The organism is Streptomyces sp. NPDC047000 (assembly GCF_040644295.1).
Classification (GTDB): Bacteria; Actinomycetota; Actinomycetes; order Streptomycetales; family Streptomycetaceae; genus Streptomyces.
Map to the genome: position 1 here is coordinate 274,296 of NZ_JBEYWE010000007.1, position 26,589 is coordinate 300,884.

A 26,589-nucleotide genomic window follows, 5' to 3' on the forward strand; every position below is an offset into this window, starting at 1 on the left:
AGTCGAAATATGGAGGAGTCATGACACGCCCGCTCCGTACCGTCATCAGCCCCGGTCGCTATGTACAGGGCAGGGGAGCGATCCATCAGCTCGGTGAATACCTCAAGCCCATCGGATCCACGCCGCTGGTCGTCGCCGACGACCTCGTCTGGGGCCTGGTGGGGCACGACGTCACGACGTCCCTGAAGTCCGCCGGGCTGCCCGTCACACGCGAGCGGTTCACCGGTGTGCCCAGTGCCCGCGAGGTCGACAGGCTCGTCGACGTCATCAAGGCCACCGGTTCCGACGTGGCCGTCGCCGTGGGCGGCGGCAGCACCATCGACGCGGTCAAGGCCGCCGGCCACCTCGCCGGGATCCGCTGGGCCAACTGCCCGACCGTCGCCTCCACGGACGCGCCCTGCAGTGCGCTCTCCGTGATCTACACGGCGAACGGGGAGTTCGAGGAGTACCGCTTCTTCCCCCGCAACCCCGACCTGGTCCTGGTCGACTCCCAGGTCGTGGCCGACGCACCGGCCGCGCTGCTGGTGGCGGGGGTGGGCGACGCCCTCGCCACCTGGCTCGAGGCCCGCGCCACCGCTCGGTCCCACTCGAGAACGATGGCCGGCGGCCTGCCCACACTCACCGGCACCGCACTCGCCCAGCTCAGCTGGGACATCCTCTGGGAGAACGCGCTCCCGGCGATCCAGGCCGTCATGGACCACCAGGTGACCCCGGCCGTCGAGAAGGTCATCGAGGCCAACACGCTGCTCTCGGGCCTGGGATTCGAGTCCGGCGGCCTGGCCGCCGCCCACGCGATCCACAACGGCCTCACCGCGGTGCCGCACACCCACGGTCTGGCGCACGGCGAGAAGGTCAACATCGGATCCCTCACCCAGCTGGTCCTGGAGGGCGCGCCCACCGCCGACATCCGCGAGTTCGTCGAGTTCACGACCCGGGTGGGCCTGCCCACCACCCTCACCGAGGCCGGGCTGCGGGTGGACGACGACGAGGCGCTGCGGACCGTGGCGGACGCGGCCACGGCGGAGGGCGAGACGATCCACTCGATGCCCTTCGAGGTCCGCAGCGAGGACGTGGTCAGCGCGCTCAAGTCGATCGAGCGGTTCGCCGTCCGGGTCCGTGAGGACGCGGGACTTCCCGCCCCGGTACGCCACGAAGCCCACTGACCCGGACCGGGCCCGCGGGGGATCCTGTGCCCGCCTCGACCGCCGGCGGCAGCCGGTTCTGAACGGTGAGGACAGCGCGGCCAACCATTTCGCCACCCCCTTTGTCTCACCTCGCATGGACGTTCAGAGCCGAAGCGGGACAAAGGAGTTGGTGACCGATGAGACGCTGGGCAACGGTGACGCTGGCGCTGGTACTGGCAGGAGCCGGCGCAGCGCCGGCTGCCGCCGCGCAGCCGTCCGCCGTGTGTGAGACGGGCTGGGGGAGCACGACGAAGTCGGAGCCGGGGTCGCTCGCGATGACCGGTGCCCTGACGGGTGTCCGGACCGGCCGTCACACCTGCTACGACCGGATGGTCTTCGACATCCCGGGCATGACCACGGCCGATCCGGCCATGTACTGGGTGCAGTACGTGCCCGGGTTCGCCCACGTCCCGTCCCAGACGGGGATTCCCGTCGAGGGCGGGGCGATCATCGAGATCCAGTTCACCGCGCCGGTCGACCAGGCGCAGTACCCGGTCGGGCTCGCGGACCCGCTGCCGGGGCTGGACTTCAGCGGCTACCGGACCTTCCGGGACGCGAAGTTCGGCGGAACCTATGATTCGGCGACTCACATCGGACTCGGGGTCCGGGCCAGGCTGCCGTTCCGCGTGCTGGTGCTGCCCGAGCGGGTGGTGGTGGACGTCGCGCACAGCTGGTGACCGCGCCCGGGTCCCGCGGGACGGGACCCGCCGGGCGGGACCGGCCCGCCCCCCGCCGTGGGAACAGGCGAGGGGCGGGCACCCCGGCCGCGCGTCAGGCGCCCAGGTCCGGCCCACGGGCACCGTGGAGCGGCCCAGCGGCGCCTGCGCCGACGGTGACAGCCCCGCCGGGTGCTCCGCGGCGTCCGGCCTCGACGGCCCGGACGAAGGCCGCGACACGGTCGGGTACGCCGATGTCCTTCCGCCAGGCCAGGCGGACCGGGGTGGGCGGCAGATCGTGGATACGGATGACCCGGACGGCCGGGGGAGCCATGTCGGCGAGCGAGGCCACGGAGATGTGCACGGCGTCGTGCGAGAGCAGGACGCCCATCATCTCCGCGATCGAGGCGGCGTGATGCCGCCGGTGGAAGACCCTGCCGCCGGGTGTCCGGGGCGGCACGATCATGTCCCAGAGGTAGCCGGGAAAGGAGCCGGGGCACGCGAAGCCGTCGTGGTCGGCGAGTTCCTCGATCGAGAGCGAGGTGCGTTCCGCGAGGGGGTGGGTCGCCGCGAGGACGGCGGCGCGTGCCTCGAGACCCAGGATTCCGCCGACCGCCAGGTCGGCTTCCCGGGGCTCGAACTTGACGATCAGCACGTCCAGTTCACCGCCGCGGAGTGCGGCGAACGGGTCATTGAGGTCGTAGGGCGCGAGCCGTACCCCGTCCGGTGGGAACCCCGAGGCCGCCACCACCTCGTGGGCGGTGCGCACGGAGCTGGGATAACCGAGACGGACGAGGCCCGCCGGGGGAGAGGGGCGGGTGTCAGACATGCCGGGCTTCTCTCTCGGTGAGGGCGGCGTAGGCGCTCAGGGCCCCGGGGCGTCCTTGCGCCTCGGCGACCCGCAGGGCGACAGGGGGAGCCGGGAGGGTGGTGAGACGGGGTGCCTGGCTGAGCGTCAGCCGGTCCCCGGGGACGAGCGTCCGGTCGAGGACGGCTTCCGCCAGCAGATGGTTGAGGTGCACGAGCGTGTCGCTGACGGTTGCTCCGGCCGTCGCGAGGTGGAGGGTGTACCGGGTGCCGGAAGCCCCGGCGGGGGCGGGGCCGCCTCCCACCCGGATCGTCACGGGGGGACGGCCGGGAAGGGGAGCGGGGGCGTCGAAGAGCTTCAGCAGCCGCCGCAGGGTCCTGGTGTCCGCGTCGGGTCCGGGCGCGGTCCAGGCCGCCGAGCCGTCCGCGGCCGTGTGCCGGAAGGCGAAGCGGTCCCGGAGGTTGTCCGGGTTGCCGGCCAGGAAGACCGTGCGGGTGAAGGCCCGCTGCCAGGCGGCGGCCTCCACCGGCCCGAGGCCGAGGACGAAGTCGCAGGTCGCGCCCGCCCACGTGGCCAGGTCGAAGGAGCGCAGGACGCAGACGGCCGCGACCGCGGTGTCCTCGTCGGGGCCGGTGCCGTCGCGGCGCACGGCGGTCAGGCTCCCGGGTGCCGGGAGACCGGCGGAGGCGAGGTCCGGCCGGGCCGCGCGGACCCGGCGCACCGCCTCGGCGTGCAGCAGGGGCTGGGTGAGGTTCACAGGTAGACCGCCTGGAGCAGTTCACGGGTGGGACCGGGCCGGTGCCGGGCGAGAAGCGCGCTCGTGAGCCGGTAGGGGTTGACGTACAGATGACCCGTGCGGTGCCGGGCGAGCACCTCGGCGACCGGCGCGGGATCGGTCGCGTCACCGGCACCCCGGGACAGCAGTCGCGCCGCACGGGTGAGGCTCTGGCGCAGGGCGTCGTGCTGGAAGGACTGCTGCGGGCCCGCACCGAGCACCGCGATGAAGTACAGCCGCATACCGAGCCGTACGACCGGCTCGTCGTACGTGCCGCACACTCCGTCCAGGAGATCGCCCACGGTGTGGCCTGCCCAGCCGCCGTGCCGTGCCGACCGGATGCGCCCCTCGATCGGGACCCGGCCCAGCAGGACCCGGCGCACCGTGGCGCCGAAGGCGGTCAGGACCCGGTCCAGCAACTGGTAGTCGGCGTCGAGTTCCTGGTCGCACAGCAGCACGATCTCGTCGTACGCGGTGGCCAGCGGCAGGAGTTCGCGCAGCGCGCAGGCCAGATAGTTGGGGCGGCCGTGCGGGGTGACGATCCGGCGCAGCGGCAGGCCGTGGCGGGTGACGTCGAGGTAGGCGGGGCCGCCGTGGGACCGCAGGTCGAGGCAGAGGCCGCGGTCGGCGAGCAGGCCGAGCGTCTCCTCCAGCCCGAGGGACGGCGGCTGGTGCGCCCGCAGCCCGGGGTCGTGCATTCCCAGACGCGCGTAGTGGCCGGCCCACAGGTCCAGCACCCGGGACCCGGCCGGGTGCACCCAGCCGTGGTGTTCGACCGCGTCGGCGTACGCCCGCATGGTGGTCTCGTCCGCGCGGCCCTCCTGGGCGCGGTAGGCCATGTACAGGGCGCCGATCCGGTCTTCGGACAGGGTCGTGCAGTCGGTGTCGGGGGCCGTCCGGTCGAGGAACTCCCAGAAGCCGAGGGTCTGTTCGGTGAGGTGATAGGTGGTGGGGCTGTAGCGGAGGGTCACCTCGGCGAGACCCGCGGTGGCCCGGAGCATCACGTCGGTCCACAGCAGGCCCTTGAGGTGGCTGGGCGTCAGGGGCTTGGTCGGGGTGACGGTCACGGGGGCGAGGAGCACCCGGGGCCGGGCGGTCCGGTTCGCGGCCGCGGTGGCCGAAACGGTGCTGGTGGCGGACACGGTGCCGGTGGGGGCGCCGGTGGCCGGGGCGGCGAGGAGGGCCATCTACGCGTCTCCTGAGACGGAGGCGAGGATGCTCAGCAGCTCCTCGCGGTTCGGCGGCTTCGGCAGCAGGGCGGGATCGACGGGCGCCGCGTGCCGCACCCGGGCGAGGAACTTGTCGTCGTGCAGCGGACCGGCCGGAGGGAGCAGGCCCATCACGGTGCGGGTGACGGTCCGCCAGACCTGTCCGTCGGTGAGCATGGCGTCGCGGATCCGTTCCGGATCCGGACCGGCCGCGGGTGCGGCGGGCTCCCGGGGCCCGGCGGTGCCGGTCGCGAGGGCCGCCGTCCACCGTGCCGTGCGCTGGCGGTCGTCGGCGGCGGAGGCCTCGTACCAGGGCCGGTGGACGCGCTCCGCCAGTTCCGCGGCGGCCTCGCCCAGGGTGTGGTCCACCGGACCGGTGCCGATCAGGTCGGCCAGGGCGAAGGCATGCGTGAGGGCGAGCGCCATGCCGCGGCCGTGCATCGGATTGGTGACGCAGACGGAGTCGCCGACGGCGAGGAGACCCGCGACGGGCTGCCGGTGCGACGTCGCCGTGCCGCTGAGCGTGTTCGGAGGACAGGCGATCACGTTCACCGGCGTCAGAGGCGTGCTCGTCCCCGGTTCCAGCCACGCGCCGAGGCCGGGGGTGGCCCGGGCCACCGCGGTGAAGGCGTCGGGACGGCGCAGGGCCGCGGTCCCGCGGTCACCCGCGGGCACCATGAGCGCGACGGCGAAGGTGCCGTTGTCGGCGGGGTGGAGCGCGGCGGCGTAGTGGTCCCAGATGCCGCCGACCGCGTTGCCGCGGTTGAGCGGGCCGGGCCGGCCGGCGGTGCGCAGCCGGTACTGGCGGCTGTAGCCGGTCATGGCGCTGGGAACCTGTGCGTCGGGAGCGACGGCCACACCCGCGGCCTCGAGCCAGGAGCGGGACGCCGTACGGCGTCCGGTGGCGTCGATCACCAGGTCGGCCGGGATCCGTGCGCCGTCCGCGGTGACGACGGCCCGTGTCCGGCGGAGCGGCGCGGGGCCGAACTCGGCGGCGCGGACGGTGACACCGTGCTGCACGTGCACGGTGGGCAGGGCGCGGGCGGCGCGGTACAGCAGCAGCTCGAAGACGTTGCGGCGGCATGCCAGGGCCACCAGTTCGTCGTCCTCCGCCTCGCGGGCGCGGTCCGTCACGAGCGGGGGCAGCGCGTCGAGGAGGTCGAGGAGCTCGGCGCCGTGGCCGGTCAGCTGCTCCAGCAGCCCGGGCAGCCGGGTGCGCAGGACGGCGACGGCGGACGAGGACATGGTGTGCGAGTGGACCGCCTGGGGCACCGTGGGACGGTGCCAGGTGCGGGCGGCTTCGTCCGGCCGGCCCTCCGGCGGGGCGCCGGCGCGTTCCAGCACCCGCACGCGGTGGCCCGCGCCGCCCAGGGCCAGTGCGGTGGCCAGGCCCGCGACGCTGCCGCCGACTATCGCGACATCGGCCATGTCAGCTCCCCGTCCCGTTCTTCGTCCCGTTCTTCGTGCCGTGGACGAAGAACACGCGTCGTACGCCGCTCTCGGCGCGCGGCGGTACCGGGTCCGGCCAGCGGCCGTAGTCCGCTTCCGGGTCGCCGGGCTGGACGGCGCGGACGGCGAAGCCGTGCCCGGCGAAGAGCGCCTCGGGTTCGGCCGTGCCGAACACCCAGGGACAGCCCCAGCCGGCGAACACGTCGAGCAGGGGCCGCATGCCGGGCAGCGTCAGCGCGCTGTCGTTGACGATGTCGGCGGCGATGCGGCTGCCCGGGGCCATGAGGGCCGCGACCCTTTCCAGGACGCGGTGGGCGTCGTCCCGGGGGATGTAGTAGAGGAGTCCCTCCAGCAGCCACACGGACGGGGCGTCCGGGTCGTAGCCCGCCGCGACCAGGTCCCGTTCCCAGTCCGGGTGGGTGAGGTCGACGGCCACCCGGCGGTGGTCGACGCGCGGCGCGACACCGTGCAGCCGTTCCTCCTTGTAGGCGAGCACGGCGGGCCGGTCGACCTCGAAGTACCGTGTGTGGTCCGGCCAGTCGAGGCGGTAGGCGCGTGAGTCCATGCCGGCCGGGGCGAGCACGACCTGCGGCCGGTCGCCGGCCGAGGCCTCCCGCCGCAGGTGGTCGTCGAAGAACCGGGTGCGGATGGCGTTGTAGTCGGGCGTGCTGGGTACGGTGCGCGGCGCGCCGGGCGGGAACGTGGCGGCGCGTACCTCGCCGAGCAGCCGGGGACCGATGTCGCCGACCAGACGTGCCGCGTAGGGATCGTCGTACAGGCGGTCGCTGCGGGCGGACTCCACGGCGCGCAGGGCGGCGGTCAGCAGCGCCGTCCGTTCCACGGCGTCCAGGGTGTCGGGTGTGCTGGTCATCGGACGTCCTCACGGTCGGTGTCTGCGGTGCCGGTCAGCCGTGCCCAGAGCGCGGGATCCTGCCGGAAGAGCCGGTCCTTGACCTGGGTCGGCCGGGTCCCGGCGGCCACGGCGGTGTGCCAGTCGCGCAGGAAGGCGTCGCGGTCCACCGGCATGACGGTGACGGCGCCGAGCCGTCCCGCGGTGCGCGCCTCGCGGTAGCGCGGCGATTCGTCGCGTACGGCCCGGTCGAGCAGCCCGGCGTAACGGCTCGTCTCCGCCGGGGTCCACGGGGTCTGGGGTGCGACGGCGAAGGTGTAGTGCGGTGTGCCGGTGGGGCCGCCGGTCACCCGGCAGGCCGCGTTGCGTACCTCGAGCCCGGTGGCCCGGGCCGCGGAGGCCAGGGCGCGGACGACCTGTGCGTCGCGGAGCCGTTCGCCGGCGGCGTCCGAACGGGTGGCCCGGCCCGCGTACTCGACGCGGGGTACGCCCCGCACCCGGTCGACGACACGTACGACGTCCCCGACGGCGTAGCGGTACAGGCCGCCGACGTGGCTGAAGACGACGTGGTAGTCGCGGCCCGGCTCCAGCTCGTCCCAGGTGAGGGTGGCGGCGTCGGGCGTGAGGTCCTCCTCCGCGTCCAGGAACTCGTACACCGCGGCCTGCACGGTCAGCGAGCAGGCCGAGCCGTGCCGGTCCAGGGACACCGCGACGGGCCCCTCGGACGCGGCCACCGGGGCGGGCAGGACGGTCACACCGGCGCCGAACTCCTCCCGCAGCCGCGGCAGATACAGCGACGCCACACCGGTGGTCCAGCAGAAGACCGCCCGCAGGCGGGGCCAGACGTGGGACGGGCGGACGGTGCCGAAGTGGCCGGCCAGCCGTTCCAGCAGGAGGGCCCGGTCCGGGTCGGGACCGGTGTACGGCAGCCCGCCGAGGGTGCCGTCGCGGATCTCCTTGACCAGCCGGGGCCACCACAGGTTCAGCTGGTACGGCACGGCCGCGACCATCGCGGGGTTGATGCCGATCACCCCGCGCACATCGCCGGCGACGGCCAGGCGCAGCCGGAGGTACGCCTTCTCCAGGTGGTCGGCGGGGTCGACGGGGACCGGGAGGCTGCCCCACGGGGCGCCGGTGCCGGGCTCCGCGGAGAGCGGTTCGCCGAACTTCTCGCCGAAGTCGACCTGGCTCGCCCCCACGTGGGGGGAGCCGGAGGCGGTGGTGGGCGGGGCGGCCAGCGGGTCGTGCTTGAGGTTGAGGACCGCGTCCGGGCGGGCCAGGACCTCCGGGTGGTGCTCGATGAACGGGGCCCACGCGGCGTAGTAGAAGGGGAAGAACGTCTCCCGCATGAAGGCGGGTGTCACCGGGATCTTCTTGTGCGCGCCGGTGGTGCCGCTGCTGGTGAAGTACACCGCCGGGTCGTCGGCGCTGAGCACCCCGCTCTCGCCGGCGGCCGTCCGCTCGATGTACGGGGCCAGGGCGGTGTAGTCGTTGACGGGCACGGCCTTGCGGAAGTCGTCCAGGGTGCGTACCGACCCGAAGCCGTGGGAACGCCCGTACTCGGTGCCGGAGTTGAAGTCCAGCAGCCTCCGCAGGACGCGCCGCTGGTGTCCGGCGGCGTCGTCGAGTGCGGCGGCGATCGCCTCGCGCTCGGCGAAGACCCGTGCGCGGTAACGGCTCGTACGGCCGGGACCGGCGCCGTCGTCAGCCGAGGTGGTCATGGCTGATCGCCTCCTGTATCTCCCGGGCGACGGCCGCTGCCGGGCTGCCTTCCCCGATCGTGGTGACGGGCAGTGCGCGGGTCTCCTCGCGCATCGTCTTGCGCAGGTCGCGCTGGAAGCTCTCGAAGGACAGCCGGTCCGCCCCGGTGCCGTAGTGCTCCAGAGGATTGAGGTCGCGGCCCGCGCCGCACCGCTCCCAGGCGGTCGCCGGGTCCACCTCCAGCTCGAACACCCGGCGGGGCGCGGGGAAGGTGCGCCACCAGTCGTAGAGGGGGTGTTCGGACGCGGCGACCAGACGGCACTTCGCGAGGATCTTGTAGAAGTACGAGTCCACGACGACCGGGGTCCCGGGTGCGCCGCGCAGGATCTCGTCCCGCAGATGCAGCACCGCTGTCTGGAAGGTCGCGATCAGGAAGTCGCGTGAGTAGGCGTCTTCCATGCCCGGGACCACGTCACCGACGAGAGCCCGGCGCAGCCGGCCGATCAGTGTGTGCCGCGGGCCGAGGAAACCGTCGTCGGCCGAGACGATCCGCCAGCGGGGAGCGAGGCGGGCCAGTTCGCCGAGAACCGAGGACTTGCCCGCGTAGTCGGTGCCCAGCAGGACGTGGAACGCGATCGGCCGTCCGGGACCTCGCCCGGCGGGAGCGGGTGACGGCGCGGACCTTCCTGATGTGTCGGATTCACTCATGGGATGGTGGCGTCTCTCCGTGAGTCATGGCGTACCGGCCGGTTGGGGCCGTGCGTGTGCCGGGCCTGGGCCTGCGGTCCGGTGGCACTATTCCGCGCAGCCCGGCGAGCGCCTCTCAACACCGGTCACAGCCGTTGTGGTGGTTCGTCTAGAGAATGGCGACGGCGCTTGAGGGCGCGATCCGGCCGCGCCGGGACGGGGACCGCCCTGCCGGAACCCCTGGGGGACGACCGGGCCTTCCGTCCGGCCCGGGTCGGCCCACCACGCGGAACACGTCGCTTTCCGCGCCGCGGGCCTGCCGGCGCGGAGGACGAGACGTACGCAGCCGTTGCTGCGTCCGGTGCGGGCGGCGGGCGTGGTGCCGGTGGTGCTCGCCGGGCGCGGCCTACGGTGGCGGCACGCGTCCGCCGAGCTTGGAGCCAGCGTGGGACCGACGACGATCAACGGGATTCCGGCGCATCCGCTGTGGGTGCACGCCGTGGTGGTACTGGTGCCGTTGTCGGTGCTCCTGCTGGTGCTCTGCGCGGCGTGGCCCGCGGCGATGCGCAGGGCCGGGGTGGTGCTGCCGCTGCTGGCCCTGGCGGCACTGGTCTCGGTGCCGCTGGCGACGGACTCCGGGGAGTGGCTGCAGGAGAAGGTGCCGGAGACCGCTGCCGTGGAGCGGCACACGGAGATGGGCGACGGACTGCTGCCGTGGAGTACGGGCGTGTTCGTCCTGGCGGTCGTGCTGTGGGTGCTGTACCGGGGACTGCTGCACCGTGTGGTCCGGAGCGGCGGTGGGCGCGGCGACGGGTGGGCGGACCGGCTGTCCTCGGACGGGCCGGTCCTGCGGGGGGTTGCCCTCGTCCTGGCGCTGCTCGTGGGGGCGGGGGCGGTCGTGGAGGTCTACCGGATCGGTGACTCCGGCGCCGGGGCCGTCTGGCAGAACCGCTGAGGCCGCGTCGGTGACTTCACGGACGTGACCACTCTCCGTAGAAGAGACCCGCACCACGGGAGAACAGGAAACGGAGAGTGTGTGCTACAGCACACCCCGCTGATCCGGTACATCGGCCTGGAAGTGCGTCGGAACATGGTCATACACTGCGCGCACTTCCCCCAAATGCCGAGATGACGGTGGCAATTACGGCAAGTCAGCACGAAGCCTGACGGTGATGACGCCTGCCCGGTTCACCGCAGCGGCATCTCAGCGGGTGCGTCCGCTCGTCGCCCAGACATCGCACCCGCCTACAGAGAGGCGTCCTCCATGCCATCGGTCAGAAGACACGCGTTCCTCGCCGGCGCGACCGCCACCGCCCTTCTCGCCTCCGCGTGTTCGGTCGTCGGCGGCTCCTCGGACGGGGACGCGAAGAGCATCAACGTCCTGATGGTCGGCAACCCGCAGATGGAGGACATCGCCAAACTCACGAAGGACACCTTCACGAAGGACACCGGCATCAAGGTGAACTTCACGATCCTGCCCGAGAACGAGCTGCGCGAGAAGGTCACCGACGACGTCGCCACCCACGGAGGCAAGTACGACGTCGTCACCATCGGCGCCTACGAGGCCTGGACCTGGTACGTGAAGGGGCTGCTGCGCAATCTGAGCGGTGAGATCGCGATGGGCCGGGACTTCGACAAGGGCGACCTGCTCAAGCCGATCGTGGAGTCGCTGTCCGACCAGGACGGCCGTCCGTACGCCCTGCCGTTCTACAGCGAGTCGTCCTTCCTCATGTACCGCAAGGACGTCTTCGCCGACAAGGGACTGACGATGCCTCAGCATCCGACGTGGCAGCAGGTGGCGGACCTCGCCGCGCGGGCCGACGGCGCCGAGCCGGGGATGCGGGGCATCTGCCTGCGCGGTCTGGCGGGCTGGGGTGAGCTCGGGGCGACGCTGACGACCGTGGTGAACACCTTCGGCGGTACCTGGTTCACCAAGGACTGGCAGGCCCAGGTCGACAGCCCCGCTTTCCAGAAGGCCACCAAGTTCTACGTCGATCTCGTCCGCAGCCACGGTGAGGACGGTGCGACGAAGGCCGGCTTCAGCGGGTGCCTGAACGCGATGAGCCAGGGCAAGGTCGCGATGTGGTACGACGCCACCAGCGCGGCGGGGTCCCTGGAGGACTCCTCCATCAGCAAGGTGGCGGGCAAGGTCGGTTACGCGTACGCGCCCGTGGAGCAGACCAGCAGCAGCGGCTGGCTGTGGTCCTGGGCGTGGGCGATGCCGGAGAGCACGCTGAAGGCCAACCTGGCCTCGAAGTTCATGCTCTGGGCGTCCAGCAAGAAGTACGAGAGGCTGGTCGGTGAGAAGCTCGGCTGGTCGAGGGTGCCCGCGGGGAAGCGGGCCAGCACCTACCGGATCCCCGAGTACCGGCAGGCGGCGGCCTCGTTCGGCGACATCACCCTGAAGTCCATCCAGCAGGCCGACCCCGCCGACCCGGGCATCCAGCCGCGGCCCACGGTCGGCATCCAGTATGTGGCCATCCCGGAGTTCCCGGACCTCGGCACCGAGGTCACGCAGAAGATATCCGACGCCATCGCGGGCAAGGTCAGCGTGGACGAAGCACTCGGCGACGGCCAGAAGCTCGCCGAGCAGGTCGCCCTGAACTACCGCCGGTGAGCACCCCCGGTCCTGCCGCCTGCCGGCTCCGGGCGGCGAGGCGTGACGGGCGGGGCCCCCGGCCCGCCCGGACCTGACCGATCCGGCGGATCCTCCCCGCCGGGACCTGATGGTTCCTCCCCGCCCGGCCCGCGGCCGTCCCTGTCCGTCCCGTGTACACGCCCCCTGCCCGGCTCCGCCGGCAGGGGGCATTTCTGTCCTGTCCGCCATGGGTCGGGAGAAACGGTCAAGAGCCCCTTTTCATGATCTCCGTCACCGGATCGTAATCGTCCCGACTTATTGACCGTGCGCTCGGTCACATGCCAGCATTCCCATATTGGAACGCCATTCCGGTGAGCGGAATGGCTTGGGACCGGATCAGGCGTCATTGCGCCGCTTCGAGAGGTATGGCATGACACAGCTCCACTCACGGGTGCGCCTGCTCGGCGGCGTCTCCGCCCTGCTGCTGACCGCGTCGCTCGCCACGGCGTGCGGCGGCGGCACCGGCAGTTCGGCCACCGATCTGACGGCCGACCAGAAGGCCGCCCTGGCGGATTTCAAGGCGAAGATCTCCAAGACCGTCCATGACGCCGCCGTGAAGCAGACCCAGCCGGCGCCCACCGAGGGGCCCGCGGGCGCCAAGGGCAGGAGCATCGTGATCATCCCGCCGGCCGGCGCCTCGACCGAGGGCGGCTACCGGGTCGCGCTGGCCGCCAAGGACGCCGCGAAGGCCCTCGGCTGGAAAGTCACCTTCATCAACCCCGAGGGCGATCCGGCCAAGATGAACGCCGCCGTCCAGCAGGCGATCGCCATCAAGGCCGACGCCATAGCGATCGTCTCGATCGACGCCTCCGTCGTCCAGAGCAGCCTCGAGCAGGCCAAGGCGGCCGGCATCAAGGTCGTCGCCTCGGTCGCGGCGAACACCAAGGGCGAGACCGGCGTCTTCGACTCGCTCGTCCCGTCCCTGCAGTCCGGCCGCGACGACGGTTACGCACTCGCCGCCCAGGCGTACACGATGAACGGCGGCCATCTGCGGGACGTGCAGATGATGGACTCCGAGTTCGGTTACGTCGTGGCGCGGCAGGACGGCTGGAAGAAGTTCATCAAGGACTGCCAGGCGGCTCACGGCGACTGCAGCACGGTCGCCACCACGAACTTCCTGGCCGCGGACATCACCACGAAGCTGCCCGAGCTGACCGCGCAGACCCTGCGCTCGCACTCCGACTTCAACGTCCTCTGGAACGGGTTCGACTCCGGTCTCACCTTCTCCATCCAGGGCGCCAAGCAGGCCGGCCTGGCGAAGAAGGGCACCATCGCGGTCGGGTTCGACGGCAACACCCCGAACCTCGACGACATCCGCAAGGACGGCTACCAGAAGGCCACCATCGGCCTGTCCACGCTGGCGGTGGGCTACGGCATGATCGACAACGCCAACCGTCTGCTGCAGGGCCGGCCCGCCCTCTCCGGCACCGACCAGGGCATCAAGAACAAGCTCCTGACCTCGGACAACGTCCCCGCGTCGGGCCCCTGGTGGGGTGACCAGGACGTCCGGTCGCAGTACTGGAAGGTCTGGGGAGTCAAGCCCGCCGCCCCGGCCGCCGCCGACACGCTCTGATCCCCCCGGTGACCGGCCGCCCGCAGCCGCGCGGGCCCGAGCGGCCGGTCACCGCCTCCCCCCACTCCCTTCCTCACCCCGACAGCATCCGGACAGGAGCACCGATGACCGTCACCCCACCGGTGGCCGCTGACGCACGCCCCATCGTCGCTCTGCGCGGCCTGACCAAGACCTTCGGCGACCAGAAGGCACTGGACGCCGTCGGCCTCGTCCTGCACCGCGGCGAGGTCACCGCTCTGATCGGTGAGAACGGGTCGGGCAAGTCCACCCTGATCAAGTGCCTGACCGGTGTCTACGCGCCGGACGGCCGCGGCCAGCTCGAATGGGCGTCGGCCGCGGGAAGCGCCGGCTGCGTCGTGGTCCACCAGGACCTCGGCCTCATCCCCGGGCTGACCGTGGCCGAGAACTTCGGTGTCGGCGTCGGCTTCAGCACGCGGCTGGGACGGATCTCCTGGCGGCGGCAGAACCGCAGGGTCCAGCAGGTCCTCGACGACGCCGGACTGGCGATCGACGCCCGCACCCGGGTGGAGGAGCTGACCCTGGCGCAGCAGACGGTGGTCGCCATCGCCCGTGCGCTGGGAGCGGCGGAGTCCGAGGTCTCGCTGGTCATCCTGGACGAGCCCACCGCGGCGCTGCCGCTCGAGGAACGCGCCCAGGTCCTCGACACGGTCAGGTCGCTGCGCGAGCGGGGCATCGCGGTCCTCTACGTCTCCCACCATCTCGACGAGATCGCCGAGATCGGCGACCGGGTGGTCGTCCTGCGGGCCGGCCGGGTGGCGCACGACCTGCCGAACCGTACGGCGGACGGCCGCGCCGCCTTCGACCCGCACCAGCTGATGGCACTCATGAGCGGGGAACTCAAGGTCCGGCACGCCGGCGGCGCCGTCGCCGAAGAGGCCGACGTCGCCCTGGTGGTGTCCGGTCTCGAGACCGACCTGCTGCGCGGGGTGGGCTTCCGGCTGCGCCACGGAGAGGTCCTCGGCCTCGTGGGCGCCCCCGACTCGGGAGCCGGCGACCTGTGCCAGGCCCTCGCCGGCCTCGTGCGCTACCGCGGCACCGTGGAGGTCGCCGACCAGCGCCTCGTCCCCGGCTCCGTCACCGACAGCGTGCGGCGAGGCGTCTATCTGGTCCCCGGCGACCGGCGCGGCAAGGGCATCATCGGCGCGCTCGACGTCACGGAGAACATCCGCCTGGCCTCGTTGCGCAGGCACTTCCTGCTCGCCCCCGTCTCCCGGCGCCAGGAGCGCGCCGAGGTCGGCGCGGCGATGGACGCGATGGACATCCGGCCGCGCGACCCGCGCCGCAAGGTGGGCATGCTCTCGGGCGGCAACCAGCAGAAAGTGGTGCTGGCCCGGGCGCTGGCCCAACGGCCCACGGTGCTGGTGCTGGAGAACCCGACCCAGGGCGTGGACCCGGCCGCGCGCCTTCAGATCCGCGCCGCCATCCAGGAAGCCGCCGCGGCCGGGCTCGCCGTCGTCGTCAGCGATGTCGACGAGGCCGAGGTGGCGGCCGTCGCCCACCGCGTGCTGCGCGTCGACAGCGGACATGTGGTCGACGACGCCGTGGCGCGATGACACCCACCGATCTCTTCACGCTCTTCACGCACGACTCCCCGCAGGAAAGGCACCAACGATGACCGCATCCGACACCGTGGTCGAGCCGGCCACCGGCCCGTCGCCCGCCCCCGCCCCGGCGCGGCCCCGTCGCCCGCTGAGCCAGTGGGCGCTCCCGGCGATCACCGTGGCCGCCGCCGTCGTCTTCTCGCTGCTCGAGCCGGCCACCTTCGCCTCGTGGGGCAACGCCCGGGCCATCCTGCTCACCCAGTCGATCCTCGTCGTGGTCGCGATCGCCGAACTGTTCGTGCTGGTCACCGGCGACTTCGACCTCAGCGTCGGCGGCAACCTCGCCCTCGGCGGCATCCTCACCGCCGGCCTCCCCTCCTTGCAGGGCCTGCCGCTCGTGGCCGCCATCCTGCTGGCCGTCGCGGCCTGCACCCTCGTCGGACTGGTCAACGGGCTGCTGGTCAACGTGGTACGGATCAACGCCTTCATCGCGACGCTGTCCACCGGGCTCATCCTCGGCGGCGTGGCGACCTGGTACACCAACGGCAAGGTCATCTACGAGCACATCCCGCCGTCGCTGCCCGCGTTCGGCGCCACGGACGTGCTCGGGATCCCCAAGCCGGTCTGGCTCTTCGCGATCCTGATGCTCGTTGTCTACTATGTGCTCGAGCACACTCCGTTCGGCCGGTTCCTCTACGCCGTGGGAGGTTCGCGCGAGGCGGCCAGGCTGTCCGGCCTCAACGTCCGGCGGCTGAGCGTCGCGGCGTTCACCGTCTCCGGGTTCATCTGCGGCATCGCCGGCGTGACGGCCGCTTCCGTCCTCGGAACCGGCAACCCGACCGTCGGCCCGTCGTACCTGCTCCCCGCCTTCGCCGCGGTGTTCCTGGGCGCGACCAGCTTCCGCGGCGGAAGCTTCAACGTCTTCGGGACGGTCCTCGCGGTGTTCGCGATCGCCATCGGCGTGACCGGTCTCCAGGCCGTCGGCGTGCCGTACTACATCGAGCCCGTCTTCAATGGACTGGTGCTCCTCGCGGCCGTCGCGGCGAGCCGCCGACTGCGCGCCGACGCCGCCTAGGACGGCTCCCGCAGCCCGCGCCCGGCGCAAGCCGCCCGGCGCCCCGGGCAGGGACTCGCTCCGCCCCCACCACGACACCGGACTCCACGCACCCACAGGAACGGCACGAACATGACCGACGATCTGAAGGTCCACATCCTCGAGTGCGGCGCCATGGGCACCGACATCGAGCAACTGCTCGGATCACCCAAGTACCGCGCCTCCGCCCACAACCACCACCGGGAACGGGTGTGGACCAGCTGCCAGCTGCACGCGGTGCTGATCGAGCACCCGGGCGGTCTGATCCTCTGGGACACCGCCTCGTCCCGCGACTGGGAGACCGAGTGGGAGGGCACCGGCCTCAAGGACGTGATCCCCTACGACCAGGTCACCGAGGAGCAATACCTCGACTCGCGGCTCCACCAGCTCGGGTTCGAGCTCGGCGACATCGACACCGTCGTGCTCAGCCACCTCCACATGGACCACGCCGGCAACGCCAAGCTGTTCGACAACGGCAGCACCAGGTTCGTCGTCAACCAGGCCGAACTCGACGGCGCGCTCGCCTTCGACGGGTTCTTCCAGGGCGGCCACATCAAGAACGACTACCAGCACCTGCGCTTCGACACCGTGTCGGGCGACACCGAGCTGATCCCGGGCGTCGAACTGCTCGAGGTCCCCGGCCACAGCTTCGGGCAGATGGCGCTCAAGGTCGACCTGCCGAAGGACGGCACGATGATCTTCACCTCGGACGCCGTCTACCTGGAGGAGACCGTCGAGCAGCGGCACTGGGGCTCGGTCGTCTGGGACAACCGCGCCTGGCTCGCCTCGCTCGACAAGATCCTCAAGATCCGGGACGACACGGACGCGACGCTCGTCTTCGGGCACGACTCCGCCCAGATCGCCAAGCTGCGCACCGGCGTCGGCAACTACTACAGCTGAGGTCGAGGTCATGCCCATCTACACCTACCGATGCGCCGACTGCGGCAGCCGGTTCGAGCGGCTCCTGCCGATGTCGGCGGGACCCGACCAGCCGTGCGCCTGCGGCGCCGTCGCCCACAAGGTCATCACCGACGTCGCCTTCCACGGCGCCGGCCCGCGCCCCTCGGCGAGCGACCCGGTACCGCTGCGCCGACGGCTCCCCAGCTCCCTCGAGGGCGTCGGGGGCGGCCGTGAGGGCGTGGCGCACTTCCAGCGGGTGGAGGAGCGGCTGGCACGGTTCGAGGAACGCAATCCCGAGTTCAAGGACCGCAAGATGCCGGTGGTCAGCCACGAGGGGGGCCGGATCGTCCACGCGAGGGCGAAGAAGCCGGACCTCACACCGGCGGTCGCCGCGGCGACCGCCGCCGCGGCGGGCGACAGCTCGTGACCGGCGCGCCAGGCAGCCTCCACGTCCGCACCACGGGATCCGACGGCGGCGAGGAGGTGCTGCTCCTGCACTCGCTGTTCTTCGACGGCTCCATGTTCGAGGAGCTGGCCGGCCTGCTCGGCGACCGTCATCACTGCCTGGCGCCGGACCACCGCGGACAGGGCGCGAGCCCGGACGGCCCGCTGGGGCTGGAGGAGCTCGCCGCCGACGCGGCGGCCCTCGTCGAGGACCGCTGCTCGGGACCGGTCCACCTGGTCGGCAGCTCGATGGGCGGCTACGTCGGCACCCACCTGGCGGCCACCCGGCCGGAGCTGGTCCGCACCTGCGCACTGCTCGGCGGCACGGCCGACGCCGAACTCGATCCGGCGTACTTCGCCGCGCTGGAGGCGGCGATCCGCGAAGGCATCGACGACGACGTCGTCACCAGGATCGAGTACACGATGTTCGGCGACGGCCATCTCAGCCGACCGGTGGACGACCCGGTCCGCAGCCGGTGGCGCCGGCGGTTCGCGGCGCTGCGGCCCAGGGTCGCCGACGCGGCGCACGCGGTGTTCACCCGCGACCCGCTGCACGAGGCCTTCGCGGCGGTGCGCGCCCCGGTCCTGCTGATCGCCGGCGAGAGCGATCACGCCAAGCCGCCCGAGCACATGGCGCGGATGGCCGCGGCGAAACCGGGTGCCCGGCTGGCCGTGCTTCCCGGCGTCGGACACACCCCGGCCGTCGAGGCGCCCCGGGAGGTCGCCCGCCTCCTGGCCGAGCACTGGTCCCGCGACGCGATACCGGTCCCGCACCCCTGACCGGTCCCGCACCCCCCGATCGGTCCCGCACCCCGGAACCGACCATGACCCCCATGAACACCGGAGAGGAACACGTGAGCACACCCACGCCGAGCGCCAGCTCCGCCGCCGAGCTGTCGACAGCGCCCTTCGAGGACCTCGTCCCCCGCACCGGTGACGTCGGCCGGCACGGCGACACCCCCCACCTCGTGGGCAGCGCCTGCCGCGCCTGCGGAGCGAAGAACTTCCCCCGCCGGATGGCCTGCCTCTCCTGCGGAGGCACCGACCTCGGCGACGCCGCGCTCGCCTCCCACGGAGTCCTCTACAGCCACACCACCGTGCACGTGTCCGGCTCGCGCGAGACGCCGTACCACCTGGCGTACATCGACCTGGGCGACGGCGTCCGGGTACTGGCCCCCGTCACCGACGAGGCCGTCGCCGCGGGGATCGACCAGCCGGTCGTCCTGACCGCCGGCGCGGACGGCGCCTGGGCGTTCACCACCCCGGCGACCGCGACGACCACCGAAGGAGCCCTGGCATGAGCGGCGCATACGTGGTCGGGGCGGCGATGCTGCCCATGGGCCGTCACCGCACGTCGAGCTACGCGGGCCTCGCGGTGCCGCCGCTGGTCGCGGCGCTGAAGGCGGCCGGCGTCGACCGCTCCGAGATCGGCGCGGTCTACTGCGGCCACGCCTTCGGCGGCATGCTGACCGGGCAGCGGATCGTCAAGGAGATCGGCATCGGCGGCATCCCCGTGGTCAACGTCGACAACGCCTGCTCCGGCGGAGCCACGGCGATCCAGGAGGCATGGAAGGCCGTCGGCAGCGGCGCCGTCGACGTGGCCGTCGTCATCGGCGTCGACAAGCTGACCCAGTTCGGCGGCGGCACCCTGCCGCTGGTCGAGGAGGACCCCGAGGTCCAGATCGGCATGGTCATGCCGGCGCTGTACGCGATGCGCGCCCAGCGCTACCTCCACGAGCGCGACGCGAAGGCCGACGACCTGGCCGCCGTCGCGGTCAAGGCCCGCCGGCACGGAGCCCGCAACCCGTACGCCCAGTTCCGCAAGGAGACCAGCGTCGAGGAGGTACTGGCGTCCCGCCCCATCGCCGACCCGCTCACCCTCTTCATGTGCTGCCCCACGGGTGACGGCGCCGCCGTGGTGGTCGTCGTCTCCGACGCGGTACGGCGCCGCCTCGGCGTCCCCGCGGTGAAGATCTCCGCCTCGGTCCTGCACAGCGGCCAGGTGAGCGCCGGCTTCCGCGACATGCTGCGCCCGGAGATCACCTTCGACTCCGCCCGCGACGCGTACGAGATGGCCGGGATCGCGCCCGAGGACGTCGACGTGGTCGAGCTGCACGACGCGTTCACGATCGCCGAACTCGTGTACTACGAGGCGCTCGGTCTCTGCCCGGTCGGCGAGTCCGCCGGCTTCCTGCGGGCGGGCCGCTCGACGTACGGCGGCGACGTGGTCGTCAACCCCAGCGGCGGACTCCTCTCCAAGGGCCACCCGGTGGGCGCCAGCGGCGTCGCGCAGTTCGTGGAGCTGTACTGGCAGCTCACCGGCCAGGCGGGGGACCGCCAGGTGGAGGACGCCCGCGTCGGGCTCGCCCATGTGACCGGTGGCGGAATCTCGGGCCTGGACCACGGCGCCTGCACCGTGCACGTCCTCGAGAGGGTCTGATAGCCCCATGAACTTTGATCTCCAGTCCGAGGGGACGGTCGTACGCACCGTCCGGATGATGACCCTGCTCGCCGGGCTCGACGGCGAGATCGGCGTCAACCAGCTCGCCGATCAGGTCAACCTGGCGCCCTCCACGGTGCACCGCCTGCTCAAGCTGCTGTGCGACGAGGGGATCGCGGCGTGGAACCCGGTGACCCGCGGTTACTCCTCGGGGCCGGAGCTCTACCGGCTCGGTGCCCGCGTGGTCGGCGCCATGCCGCTCCCGCGGATCGTCGAGCCCTTAGTGCGCCGGCTTGCCGACGAGTTCGACGAGACCGTCCTCTTCGGCCTCCACCTGCCGCGGGAGGGGGAGATGGCGTTCGTCACGCGTGCCGACGGCCACCAGTCGCTCCAGTACCGCATCCCCCTCAACGAGCCGACCTCGTTGCTGTGGGGCGCCTCGGGCAAGGCGATCCTCGCCTACCTGGACCGGGCCGACATCGAGCGCGTCCACGCGGTCGCGGGCTCCTCCCCGGCGACCGCGGCGGCCAAGCCCTCGCTCGCCGAGCTGATCGCCGAACTCGAGGAGGTGCGCCGGGCCGGCGTCGCGGTCACCGAGAGCCAGAAACTGTCCGGCGCCCGCGGCATCGGCGCCCCGGTCTTCGGACCCCACGGTGTGGTGGGCTGCCTGGTCCTCACCTCGCCCATCGACCGGATGCCGCACACCGGCATCGCCAAGGCCGCCGACGCCATCAGGGCCACGGCTGCCGAGGTCTCCGGCCTGCTCGGCCGCCAAGGCCCGTGACCCGGCCGCCCACGCCCCCGAAAGGAACTCCCGTGACCCTTGCCGACACGCACGTCCACCCGCCGGAGAACCCGGAGAGCACGGACCCGCGGCTTCCGCTGCACGGGCTGGTCGTACTCGACCTGACGACCTTCCTGTCCGGCCCCTACTGCACGCAGATCCTCGCCGACCTCGGTGCCGAGGTGATCAAGCTCGAGCCGCTCACCGGCGACTCCAGCCGCGGCATCCCGCCGCACTTCATCGGCGACGACAGCGCGTACTACCTGGGCAACAACCGGAACAAGACCAGCGTCGCCCTCAACCTCAAGAGCTCCGAGGGCCTGGAGATCGCGCTGGGACTGGCCGCCCGCGCCGACGTCGTGGTGGAGAACTTCCGCCCCGGCGTGGCGTCCAAGCTCGGCCTGGACTGCGACGCGCTGCGGGCCGAGCGCCCCGGGCTGATCTGGGCGTCCATCAGCGGCTTCGGCCAGAGCGGACCGTGGCGCGACCGGCTGGCCTACGACATGATCGTCCAGGCGCTGTCGGGCGTGATGAGTCTGACCGGCCATCCGGAGCAGCCCTCGGCACGCCTCGGCATCCCGGCCGGTGACCTGGCCGCCGGCATGTTCGCCGCCATCGGTGTCCTCGCCGCCGTGGCCTCGCGCGCGGTCACCGGCGTGGGCCGCACGATCGATGTGTCCATGCTGGACGGGCAGCTCTCGATGCTCTCCTACCAGGCGGTCTACGCCCTGCTGACCGGTACCGCGCCCGGCCCGCAGAGCAGCCGTCACGACTCGATCCCTACGTACCGCTCGTTCACCGGCGGCGACGGCCGGGAGCTGGTCGTCACCGCGAACACCGAGCGCATGTGGGCCGGCCTCTGCGACGTGCTCGGCGTCCCGGAACTGGTGGCCGACGAGCGGTTTCGCGACGCGCGGTCCCGGCTGACCCACAGGGACGAGCTGTGGCCGCTCCTGGAACAGGCGTTCCTGGCCCGGGACGCCGCGGAATGGGTCGATCTGCTCACCGCCGGCCAGGTCCCGGCCGCCCTGATCAAGACGGTGCCCGAGGCGCTGGCCGACGCGGGCGACGCCGGCCGGGGCATGCTCGTCGATCTCGCCGACGAGGCCGGCCACCGGGTGCGGACCATGGCCACCCCGATCACCTTCGTCGGCGACCGTCCCCGCCGGCACACCTATCCGCCGCGCCTCGGCCAGGACACGGAGGAGGTCCTCGGCCGCTTCCTCGGCATCAGCGGCTCACGGGTCGCCGAACTGCGCGAGGCCGGGATCCTCATCGCCGAGCCGCTCGCACACGACGCGCGGGGCCGGACCGCCGGTGAGTGAGACCCCGGGCGACGTGGTCGTCCTCCACTCGCTGGGCCTGACCGGGCGCGCGTACGCCGCACTCGACGCGGAGCTCCCGCACCGGCGGCTGCACCGCCCGGACCTCCGCGGCCACGGTGACGCGGCAGACGTCCTCCCCGCGACGCTGCCCGGCATGGCCGACGACATCGCCGCCCTGGTGCGGCGGCTCGCGGCCCAGGCGGGCCGACCCGTGCATCTCGTCGGCCATTCCCTCGGCGGGGCCGTCGCCGGTCTCGTGGCCCAGCGCTGCGCGGACCTGCTGGCCTCGGTCACCGTGATCGCCTCGCCCGCCACGGGGCTGCCGGTCTTCCGTGAGCGGGCGCGGGACGCCGAGCGCCACGGCATGGCTCCACAGGTCGAGGCGACGCTCCGGCGCTGGTTCGCGAGCCCCGAGCAGGGCGGGCCCGCCGTGGCCGCCGCACGCGCCGGTCTGGAGTCCCTGACCGTCGCGACCTGGGCGGCGATCTGGCGCTCCTTCGCCGATTTCCCCGGATGGGCGGCGCTCGGCCTGCCGGACGGGTTCGGCGAGCGGCTGCTGTGCCTCTCGTTCGCCGAGGACCGCAGCACGCCGCCGTCGGCCCTCGCGCAGATCGCCGAGGCCTGCGGCGGACACCACGTCGCCGTCGGGCACGGGGGCCACATGGCTCCCCTGGAAGAACCGGCGCTGCTCGCGGCGCACCTCGAGAGCCACTGGACGCGGCTCGCTGCCACCGGAGAGGAAGCTCACGCATGACGGACGAGCTGGCAGGGCTCACCGCCCTCGTCACGGGCGGCAACGCCGGCATCGGCCGTGCCACGGTCCGGGAACTGCTGGACCGCGGTGCCCAGGTCGTGACCATCGACCTCAAGGTCGACGACGTACCGGAGGGAGCCCGCGGCGCCGCCGCCGACGTCTCCGACCCCGACCAGGTCCGGGCCGCCGTCGAGGAGCTTCTCGGCGGCGGGAGGCTCGACATCCTGGTCAACAACGCCGGCATCAGCTTCGAGGGCGGTATCGAGGACGGCTCCGCCGAGGACTGGCACCGCCTCTGGTCGGTCAACGTACTCGGCTACGTCCACGTGACCCGCGCCGTCCTGCCCCTGCTGCGGAAGTCGCGGCACGCGTCGATCGTGAACGTCTCCTCGTGCACGGCCGACACCGGCGTGCGCGACAGGGCGCTGTACTCGGCCACCAAGGGCGCCATCAAGTCGATGTCGCTCTCCATGGCCCGCGACCTGATAGCCGAGGGGATCAGGGTCAACGTCGTACTGCCCGGCACCGTCGACACACCGTTCATGTCCGAGCTCGCCGGGCGAGCCGAGGACCCGGCCGGACGCCGCGCCGAGTACCACGCCCGCCAGCCCATCGGCCGGATGGTCGCACCCGAGGAGGTCGCCTACGCGATCGCCGGCCTGGCCGGCCCCCGCGCGGCCTCGACCGTCGGCACCGCCCTCACCGTGGACGGCGGCCTCGGCCGGCTGCTCCTGTGACCCACCCGCACACCCACCGCACGACCCGGGAGAAGAACAGCATGAGACTGAAGGATCGCGTCGCGATCATCACCGGAGCCGGTCAGGGCATCGGCCGCGCCTACGCGTTCGCGTTCGCCCGGGAGGGCGCCCAGGTCGTCGTCGCCGACCTGAACGAGGCCAAGGCCAAGGCGGTCGCCGAGGAGGTCGTCGCGGCCGGCGGCCGGGCGATCGCCGTGACCGTCGACGTCTCCGACCGGCACAGCGTGCAGGCCATGGTCGACGCGACCGTGACCGCGTTCGGCACCGTCCACGTCCTCGTCAACAACGCCGCCGTCTTCGCCACCCTGACCATGAAGCCGTTCGAGGAGATCTCCGTCGAGGAGTGGGACCGGGTCCTCGCGGTCAACAGCCGCGGCACGTTCCTCTGCTGCCAGGCGGTCGCACCCGTCATGCGGGCCAACAAGTACGGACGCATCGTCAACATCTCCTCCAGCGTCGTGCAGACCGGGCGCGCGCACTACGCGCACTACGTCGCCTCGAAGGGCGCCGTCTGGGCCCTGACCCACGCGCTGGCCACGGAACTCGGCACCGACGGGATCACCGTCAACTCGATCAGCCCCCACGGCATCGTGACCGAGGTGCCCCGCGGCACGATCACGGACGACCAGTGGGCGGGGATCCTGGCCGACCAGGCGCTCAAGCGGAAGGGCGAGGTGTCCGACATGGTGGGGGCCACGCTTTTCCTGGCGAGTGACGACAGCAAGTACATGACCGGCCAGACGCTCGGTGTGGACGCCGGGCTCCGCTACACCTGAGCCTTCTCCCCTCCCTCCCCCCGACCGGACCGACACACGAAGGGCACCATGTCCGCTCACACCATCAACCGTCGCGGCGACCGCCGGCACAGGATCGCCGTCATCGACGGGCCCAACATGTCCAACCTCGGCGCGCGCAGCAAGAAGGTCTACGGCGACATCGGCTCGCTGGACGACCTCAAGACCTACGTGAGGGAGTACGGGGCGGCGCTGGGGGTCGACGTCGAGAACTTCTCCTCGAACCACCAGGGCGACATCCTCGAGTTCATCCACGAGTCGGCGGCGCGGGTCGACGGCTACCTCATCAATCCCGCCGGGCTCACGACCGTCGGCGAGGGCGTCCGCCACGCCCTCGAGGACACCGGTCGCCCCGTCATCGAGGTCCACTTCGCGAACATCACCGCGAGCGCCGGCGGTGCCCGGGGCCTCGGCGGCGGTCCGATCAACTCGAGCTTCACCCACACGGCGACCGGTATGTGCATGGGCCTGCGGCAGTACAGCTATGCCGGCGCCCTGACCGCCCTGGTGCACGGCCTCGACGACCCGTACTTCCTGGGCGCCGAGGGAAGCGACTGACCCATGGCCGGCCCGCTCGCACGAGCCGCCGACGCCGTCGCCCGGATGCTAATGCCGCAGCAGGCAATGTTCGCCCCGTCGCGACGCCCGGCACGCCCTCTCGCCGCACCGGCCGAAAGCCCGAGTACATCCAGTACGGGGGCTTCCGGCCGGCACACCGAGAGCACGCACCGGACGCCGCTCCTTCACGGGCAAACATTGCCTGCCGCGGCACTAGGCCCCGAGTCGCGCGACGCCTCGGTGCCCTGCTGCCCCGAGGTCGTACCGATCGGTGTGGCGTGGCCGAGCCGCGGGGAGGCCGTACCGCCGGGGGCGGTACGGCCGCCGGCTCCGGTGCGGGCGGCCGGGATCAGCCGTGGTAGGTGATGTAGCCGTTGCCGTCCGGGTCGGAACCCGACTTGGTGTACGAGTGGGTGTCGGCGTGCGCCCCGGAGGGCTTGTAGAGGTAGACGGTGTCCTTGTCGTTGTTCCAGATGAAGTTGCAGTTCTGGCGGTAGACGACGTTGCGGGCGTCGGAGTCGGTGCCGTGGCCGCCGCGGAGCTTCACATAGTCGCCGGGCTGCAGGTAGTGGTCGGCGGGGAAGGTGAAGCGGTTGCCCGTGGCGTCCTTGACGACGTAGCCCTTGAGATTGACGGTCGAGCTGCGCGAGTAGTTCTTTATCGTCAGGTACTCGTCCTTGGTGTTGCCGCCGGAGCACCGGTTGGAGTCCGGGCCGGGAGCGTCGTACTGCACGCCCTTGACCTTCAGCGCGGAGCTGTACTCGGCGGCCTGCGCCGGTGACGCGGCGAGCACGGCGGCGACGGCGGCGGTGGCCGCCACGACCGGGACGTATCGGGTACGCATGAGGAATCCCCCCTCGGTGGTGCGAATGGAGCGTCAGGAGCCTACACAAAGTGATGGCGATGTGATGACTCGATGGACCGGAAGTGAAGAGGTCGCCGTACTGTTCCCCTCCTCCGCCGTGACCGGTCCCGCCCGGCCCGTTCCACCCTCTTCCGGTGTCGTGACCACCTGATCGCGGATGTCCGTCAAAACACAACAAGCCTGAATGCGCGCGGAGTTGCGTCGTTCGCCGCCCGTCACGCGCCGCCTTGACTGGTACAGACCAATGCGATTGAGTGTGTCTCACACCCCCCACCACGGTCGGCCCCGCGCCGCGTCCGGCCCCGCCGGCACGCGCACCAGGCTCGCTCCGTCCTGCCCGCGCCGGGTACGACCGTTCTCCGTCAAGGAGTTGATTACGTGTCGAGGCGTCGAATCGCCGCGGTCGTGACCGCGCTCGCCCTCTCCACCGCCGTACCGGTACTGGTGCCGACCGCCACCGCGTCCGCGGCCACCTGCTCGAGCTATCCCAGCTGGGTGGCCGGCAAGTCGTACGTCACCGGTGACATCGTCCGTTACACGGACGGCAAGGCGTACATCGCGGAGCACGACAACCCGGGCTACGACCCGGTCATCAGCACCTGGTACTGGGAGCCGTACGGCTGCGACAGCGGCACGGGATCCGGCGGCGGCACCTGCGCGAGCTACCCGAGCTGGGTGGCCGGCAGGACGTACGTCACCGGTGACATCGTCCGTTACACGGACGGCAAGGCGTACATCGCGGAGCACGACAACCCGGGCTACGACCCGGTCATCAGCACCTGG

26 protein-coding genes and 1 pseudogene are annotated in these 26,589 nt (G+C 72.1%); 19 read left to right on the forward strand and 8 right to left on the reverse strand.

Annotated features, from left to right (window positions below; translation table 11 throughout):
* Positions 1 to 20: 20 nt before the first annotated feature.
* Positions 21 to 1,163, forward strand: coding sequence for a glycerol dehydrogenase (locus ABZ862_RS14820; RefSeq protein ID WP_360957217.1), 1,143 nt, complete (start codon positions 21 to 23; stop codon positions 1,161 to 1,163).
* A gap of 158 nt (positions 1,164 to 1,321) precedes the next feature.
* A complete protein-coding gene (locus ABZ862_RS14825; RefSeq protein ID WP_360957220.1) occupies positions 1,322 to 1,861 on the forward strand; it encodes a hypothetical protein in 540 nt (179 codons plus the stop codon).
* Positions 1,862 to 1,955: 94 nt separating this feature from the next.
* Here ABZ862_RS14825 and ABZ862_RS14830 read toward each other — a convergent pair whose 3' ends face one another.
* Genes ABZ862_RS14830 through ABZ862_RS14860 form a run of 7 tightly spaced genes read right to left on the reverse strand, consistent with a single transcriptional unit; the run spans position 1,956 to position 9,339 of the window.
* Positions 1,956 to 2,669, reverse strand: coding sequence for a LysR substrate-binding domain-containing protein (locus tag ABZ862_RS14830; protein WP_360957223.1), 714 nt, complete (start codon positions 2,667 to 2,669; stop codon positions 1,956 to 1,958).
* The gene (locus tag ABZ862_RS14835; protein WP_360957226.1) at positions 2,662 to 3,405 is read right to left on the reverse strand and encodes a DUF6182 family protein; all 744 of its coding nucleotides are present in this window, start codon (positions 3,403 to 3,405) and stop codon (positions 2,662 to 2,664) included. The genes ABZ862_RS14830 and ABZ862_RS14835 overlap by 8 nt, the downstream gene beginning before the upstream one ends.
* Entirely contained in the window at positions 3,402 to 4,610 is a 1,209-nt protein-coding gene (locus ABZ862_RS14840; protein ID WP_360957229.1) for a hypothetical protein, read from the reverse strand. The genes ABZ862_RS14835 and ABZ862_RS14840 overlap by 4 nt, the downstream gene beginning before the upstream one ends.
* Positions 4,611 to 6,059, reverse strand: a complete 1,449-nt coding sequence (locus tag ABZ862_RS14845) for a hypothetical protein (RefSeq protein WP_360957231.1) — start codon at positions 6,057 to 6,059, stop codon at positions 4,611 to 4,613. It lies immediately after the preceding gene.
* A 1-nt stretch (position 6,060) separates the two neighbouring features.
* Positions 6,061 to 6,951 carry an SAM-dependent methyltransferase gene (locus ABZ862_RS14850; RefSeq protein ID WP_360957234.1) on the reverse strand — a complete coding sequence of 297 codons (891 nt, stop codon included), beginning with the start codon at positions 6,949 to 6,951 and terminating at the stop codon, positions 6,061 to 6,063.
* Positions 6,948 to 8,651, reverse strand: coding sequence for a GH3 auxin-responsive promoter family protein (locus ABZ862_RS14855; protein WP_360957237.1), 1,704 nt, complete (start codon positions 8,649 to 8,651; stop codon positions 6,948 to 6,950). The genes ABZ862_RS14850 and ABZ862_RS14855 overlap by 4 nt, the downstream gene beginning before the upstream one ends.
* Complete coding sequence (locus ABZ862_RS14860; protein ID WP_360957240.1) at positions 8,635 to 9,339, reverse strand: hypothetical protein; 705 nt, start codon at positions 9,337 to 9,339, stop codon at positions 8,635 to 8,637. Before ABZ862_RS14860 ends, ABZ862_RS14855 begins: the two co-directional genes overlap by 17 nt.
* A 424-nt stretch (positions 9,340 to 9,763) precedes the next feature.
* Between ABZ862_RS14860 and ABZ862_RS14865 the strand changes: the two genes are divergently transcribed.
* From ABZ862_RS14865 to ABZ862_RS14940, 16 genes are all read left to right on the forward strand, one after another.
* Positions 9,764 to 10,273, forward strand: a complete 510-nt coding sequence (locus ABZ862_RS14865) for a DUF2231 domain-containing protein (protein WP_360957243.1) — start codon at positions 9,764 to 9,766, stop codon at positions 10,271 to 10,273.
* 309 nt (positions 10,274 to 10,582) lie between these two features.
* The gene (locus ABZ862_RS14870) at positions 10,583 to 11,935 is read left to right on the forward strand and encodes a sugar ABC transporter substrate-binding protein (RefSeq protein WP_360957246.1); all 1,353 of its coding nucleotides are present in this window, start codon (positions 10,583 to 10,585) and stop codon (positions 11,933 to 11,935) included.
* 391 nt (positions 11,936 to 12,326) lie between these two features.
* Entirely contained in the window at positions 12,327 to 13,529 is a 1,203-nt protein-coding gene (locus ABZ862_RS14875) for a substrate-binding domain-containing protein (RefSeq protein WP_360957249.1), read from the forward strand.
* A 104-nt stretch (positions 13,530 to 13,633) separates the two neighbouring features.
* Positions 13,634 to 15,103 (forward strand): ATP-binding cassette domain-containing protein, encoded by a 1,470-nt coding sequence (locus ABZ862_RS14880; RefSeq protein WP_360957252.1) that lies wholly within the window; start codon positions 13,634 to 13,636, stop codon positions 15,101 to 15,103.
* A gap of 58 nt (positions 15,104 to 15,161) precedes the next feature.
* The gene (locus ABZ862_RS14885) at positions 15,162 to 16,166 is read left to right on the forward strand and encodes an ABC transporter permease (protein ID WP_360957255.1); all 1,005 of its coding nucleotides are present in this window, start codon (positions 15,162 to 15,164) and stop codon (positions 16,164 to 16,166) included.
* A 111-nt stretch (positions 16,167 to 16,277) separates the two neighbouring features.
* Positions 16,278 to 17,084 carry an N-acyl homoserine lactonase family protein gene (locus tag ABZ862_RS14890; RefSeq protein ID WP_360957258.1) on the forward strand — a complete coding sequence of 269 codons (807 nt, stop codon included), beginning with the start codon at positions 16,278 to 16,280 and terminating at the stop codon, positions 17,082 to 17,084.
* A 10-nt stretch (positions 17,085 to 17,094) separates the two neighbouring features.
* Complete coding sequence (locus ABZ862_RS14895) at positions 17,095 to 17,511, forward strand: zinc ribbon domain-containing protein (RefSeq protein WP_360957261.1); 417 nt, start codon at positions 17,095 to 17,097, stop codon at positions 17,509 to 17,511.
* Positions 17,508 to 18,308: an alpha/beta hydrolase gene (locus ABZ862_RS14900; protein ID WP_360957263.1), complete on the forward strand. Its 801-nt coding sequence runs from the start codon at positions 17,508 to 17,510 to the stop codon at positions 18,306 to 18,308. The genes ABZ862_RS14895 and ABZ862_RS14900 overlap by 4 nt, the downstream gene beginning before the upstream one ends.
* Before the next feature lie 53 nt (positions 18,309 to 18,361).
* Positions 18,362 to 18,829 (forward strand): OB-fold domain-containing protein, encoded by a 468-nt coding sequence (locus ABZ862_RS14905; RefSeq protein WP_360957266.1) that lies wholly within the window; start codon positions 18,362 to 18,364, stop codon positions 18,827 to 18,829.
* Positions 18,826 to 19,968, forward strand: a complete 1,143-nt coding sequence (locus tag ABZ862_RS14910) for a thiolase family protein (RefSeq protein WP_360957269.1) — start codon at positions 18,826 to 18,828, stop codon at positions 19,966 to 19,968. Before ABZ862_RS14905 ends, ABZ862_RS14910 begins: the two co-directional genes overlap by 4 nt.
* 7 nt (positions 19,969 to 19,975) lie before the next feature.
* Positions 19,976 to 20,752: an IclR family transcriptional regulator gene (locus tag ABZ862_RS14915; protein ID WP_360957272.1), complete on the forward strand. Its 777-nt coding sequence runs from the start codon at positions 19,976 to 19,978 to the stop codon at positions 20,750 to 20,752.
* 32 nt (positions 20,753 to 20,784) lie between these two features.
* Entirely contained in the window at positions 20,785 to 22,077 is a 1,293-nt protein-coding gene (locus ABZ862_RS14920) for a CoA transferase (RefSeq protein ID WP_360957275.1), read from the forward strand.
* Positions 22,070 to 22,831 carry an alpha/beta fold hydrolase gene (locus tag ABZ862_RS14925; RefSeq protein ID WP_360957278.1) on the forward strand — a complete coding sequence of 254 codons (762 nt, stop codon included), beginning with the start codon at positions 22,070 to 22,072 and terminating at the stop codon, positions 22,829 to 22,831. Before ABZ862_RS14920 ends, ABZ862_RS14925 begins: the two co-directional genes overlap by 8 nt.
* A complete protein-coding gene (locus tag ABZ862_RS14930) occupies positions 22,828 to 23,568 on the forward strand; it encodes an SDR family oxidoreductase (RefSeq protein ID WP_360957281.1) in 741 nt (246 codons plus the stop codon). Before ABZ862_RS14925 ends, ABZ862_RS14930 begins: the two co-directional genes overlap by 4 nt.
* Positions 23,569 to 23,609: 41 nt before the next feature.
* The gene (locus tag ABZ862_RS14935; RefSeq protein WP_360957284.1) at positions 23,610 to 24,365 is read left to right on the forward strand and encodes a 3-oxoacyl-ACP reductase family protein; all 756 of its coding nucleotides are present in this window, start codon (positions 23,610 to 23,612) and stop codon (positions 24,363 to 24,365) included.
* Between the two features lie 48 nt (positions 24,366 to 24,413).
* Positions 24,414 to 24,941 (forward strand): type II 3-dehydroquinate dehydratase, encoded by a 528-nt coding sequence (locus tag ABZ862_RS14940; protein WP_360957287.1) that lies wholly within the window; start codon positions 24,414 to 24,416, stop codon positions 24,939 to 24,941.
* A 349-nt stretch (positions 24,942 to 25,290) separates the two neighbouring features.
* Here ABZ862_RS14940 and ABZ862_RS14945 read toward each other — a convergent pair whose 3' ends face one another.
* Positions 25,291 to 25,785, reverse strand: a complete 495-nt coding sequence (locus ABZ862_RS14945; protein ID WP_360957290.1) for a lamin tail domain-containing protein — start codon at positions 25,783 to 25,785, stop codon at positions 25,291 to 25,293.
* A gap of 399 nt (positions 25,786 to 26,184) precedes the next feature.
* Between ABZ862_RS14945 and ABZ862_RS14950 the strand changes: the two are divergent.
* Positions 26,185 to 26,589: pseudogene (locus ABZ862_RS14950) on the forward strand (hypothetical protein); the annotation flags it as partial.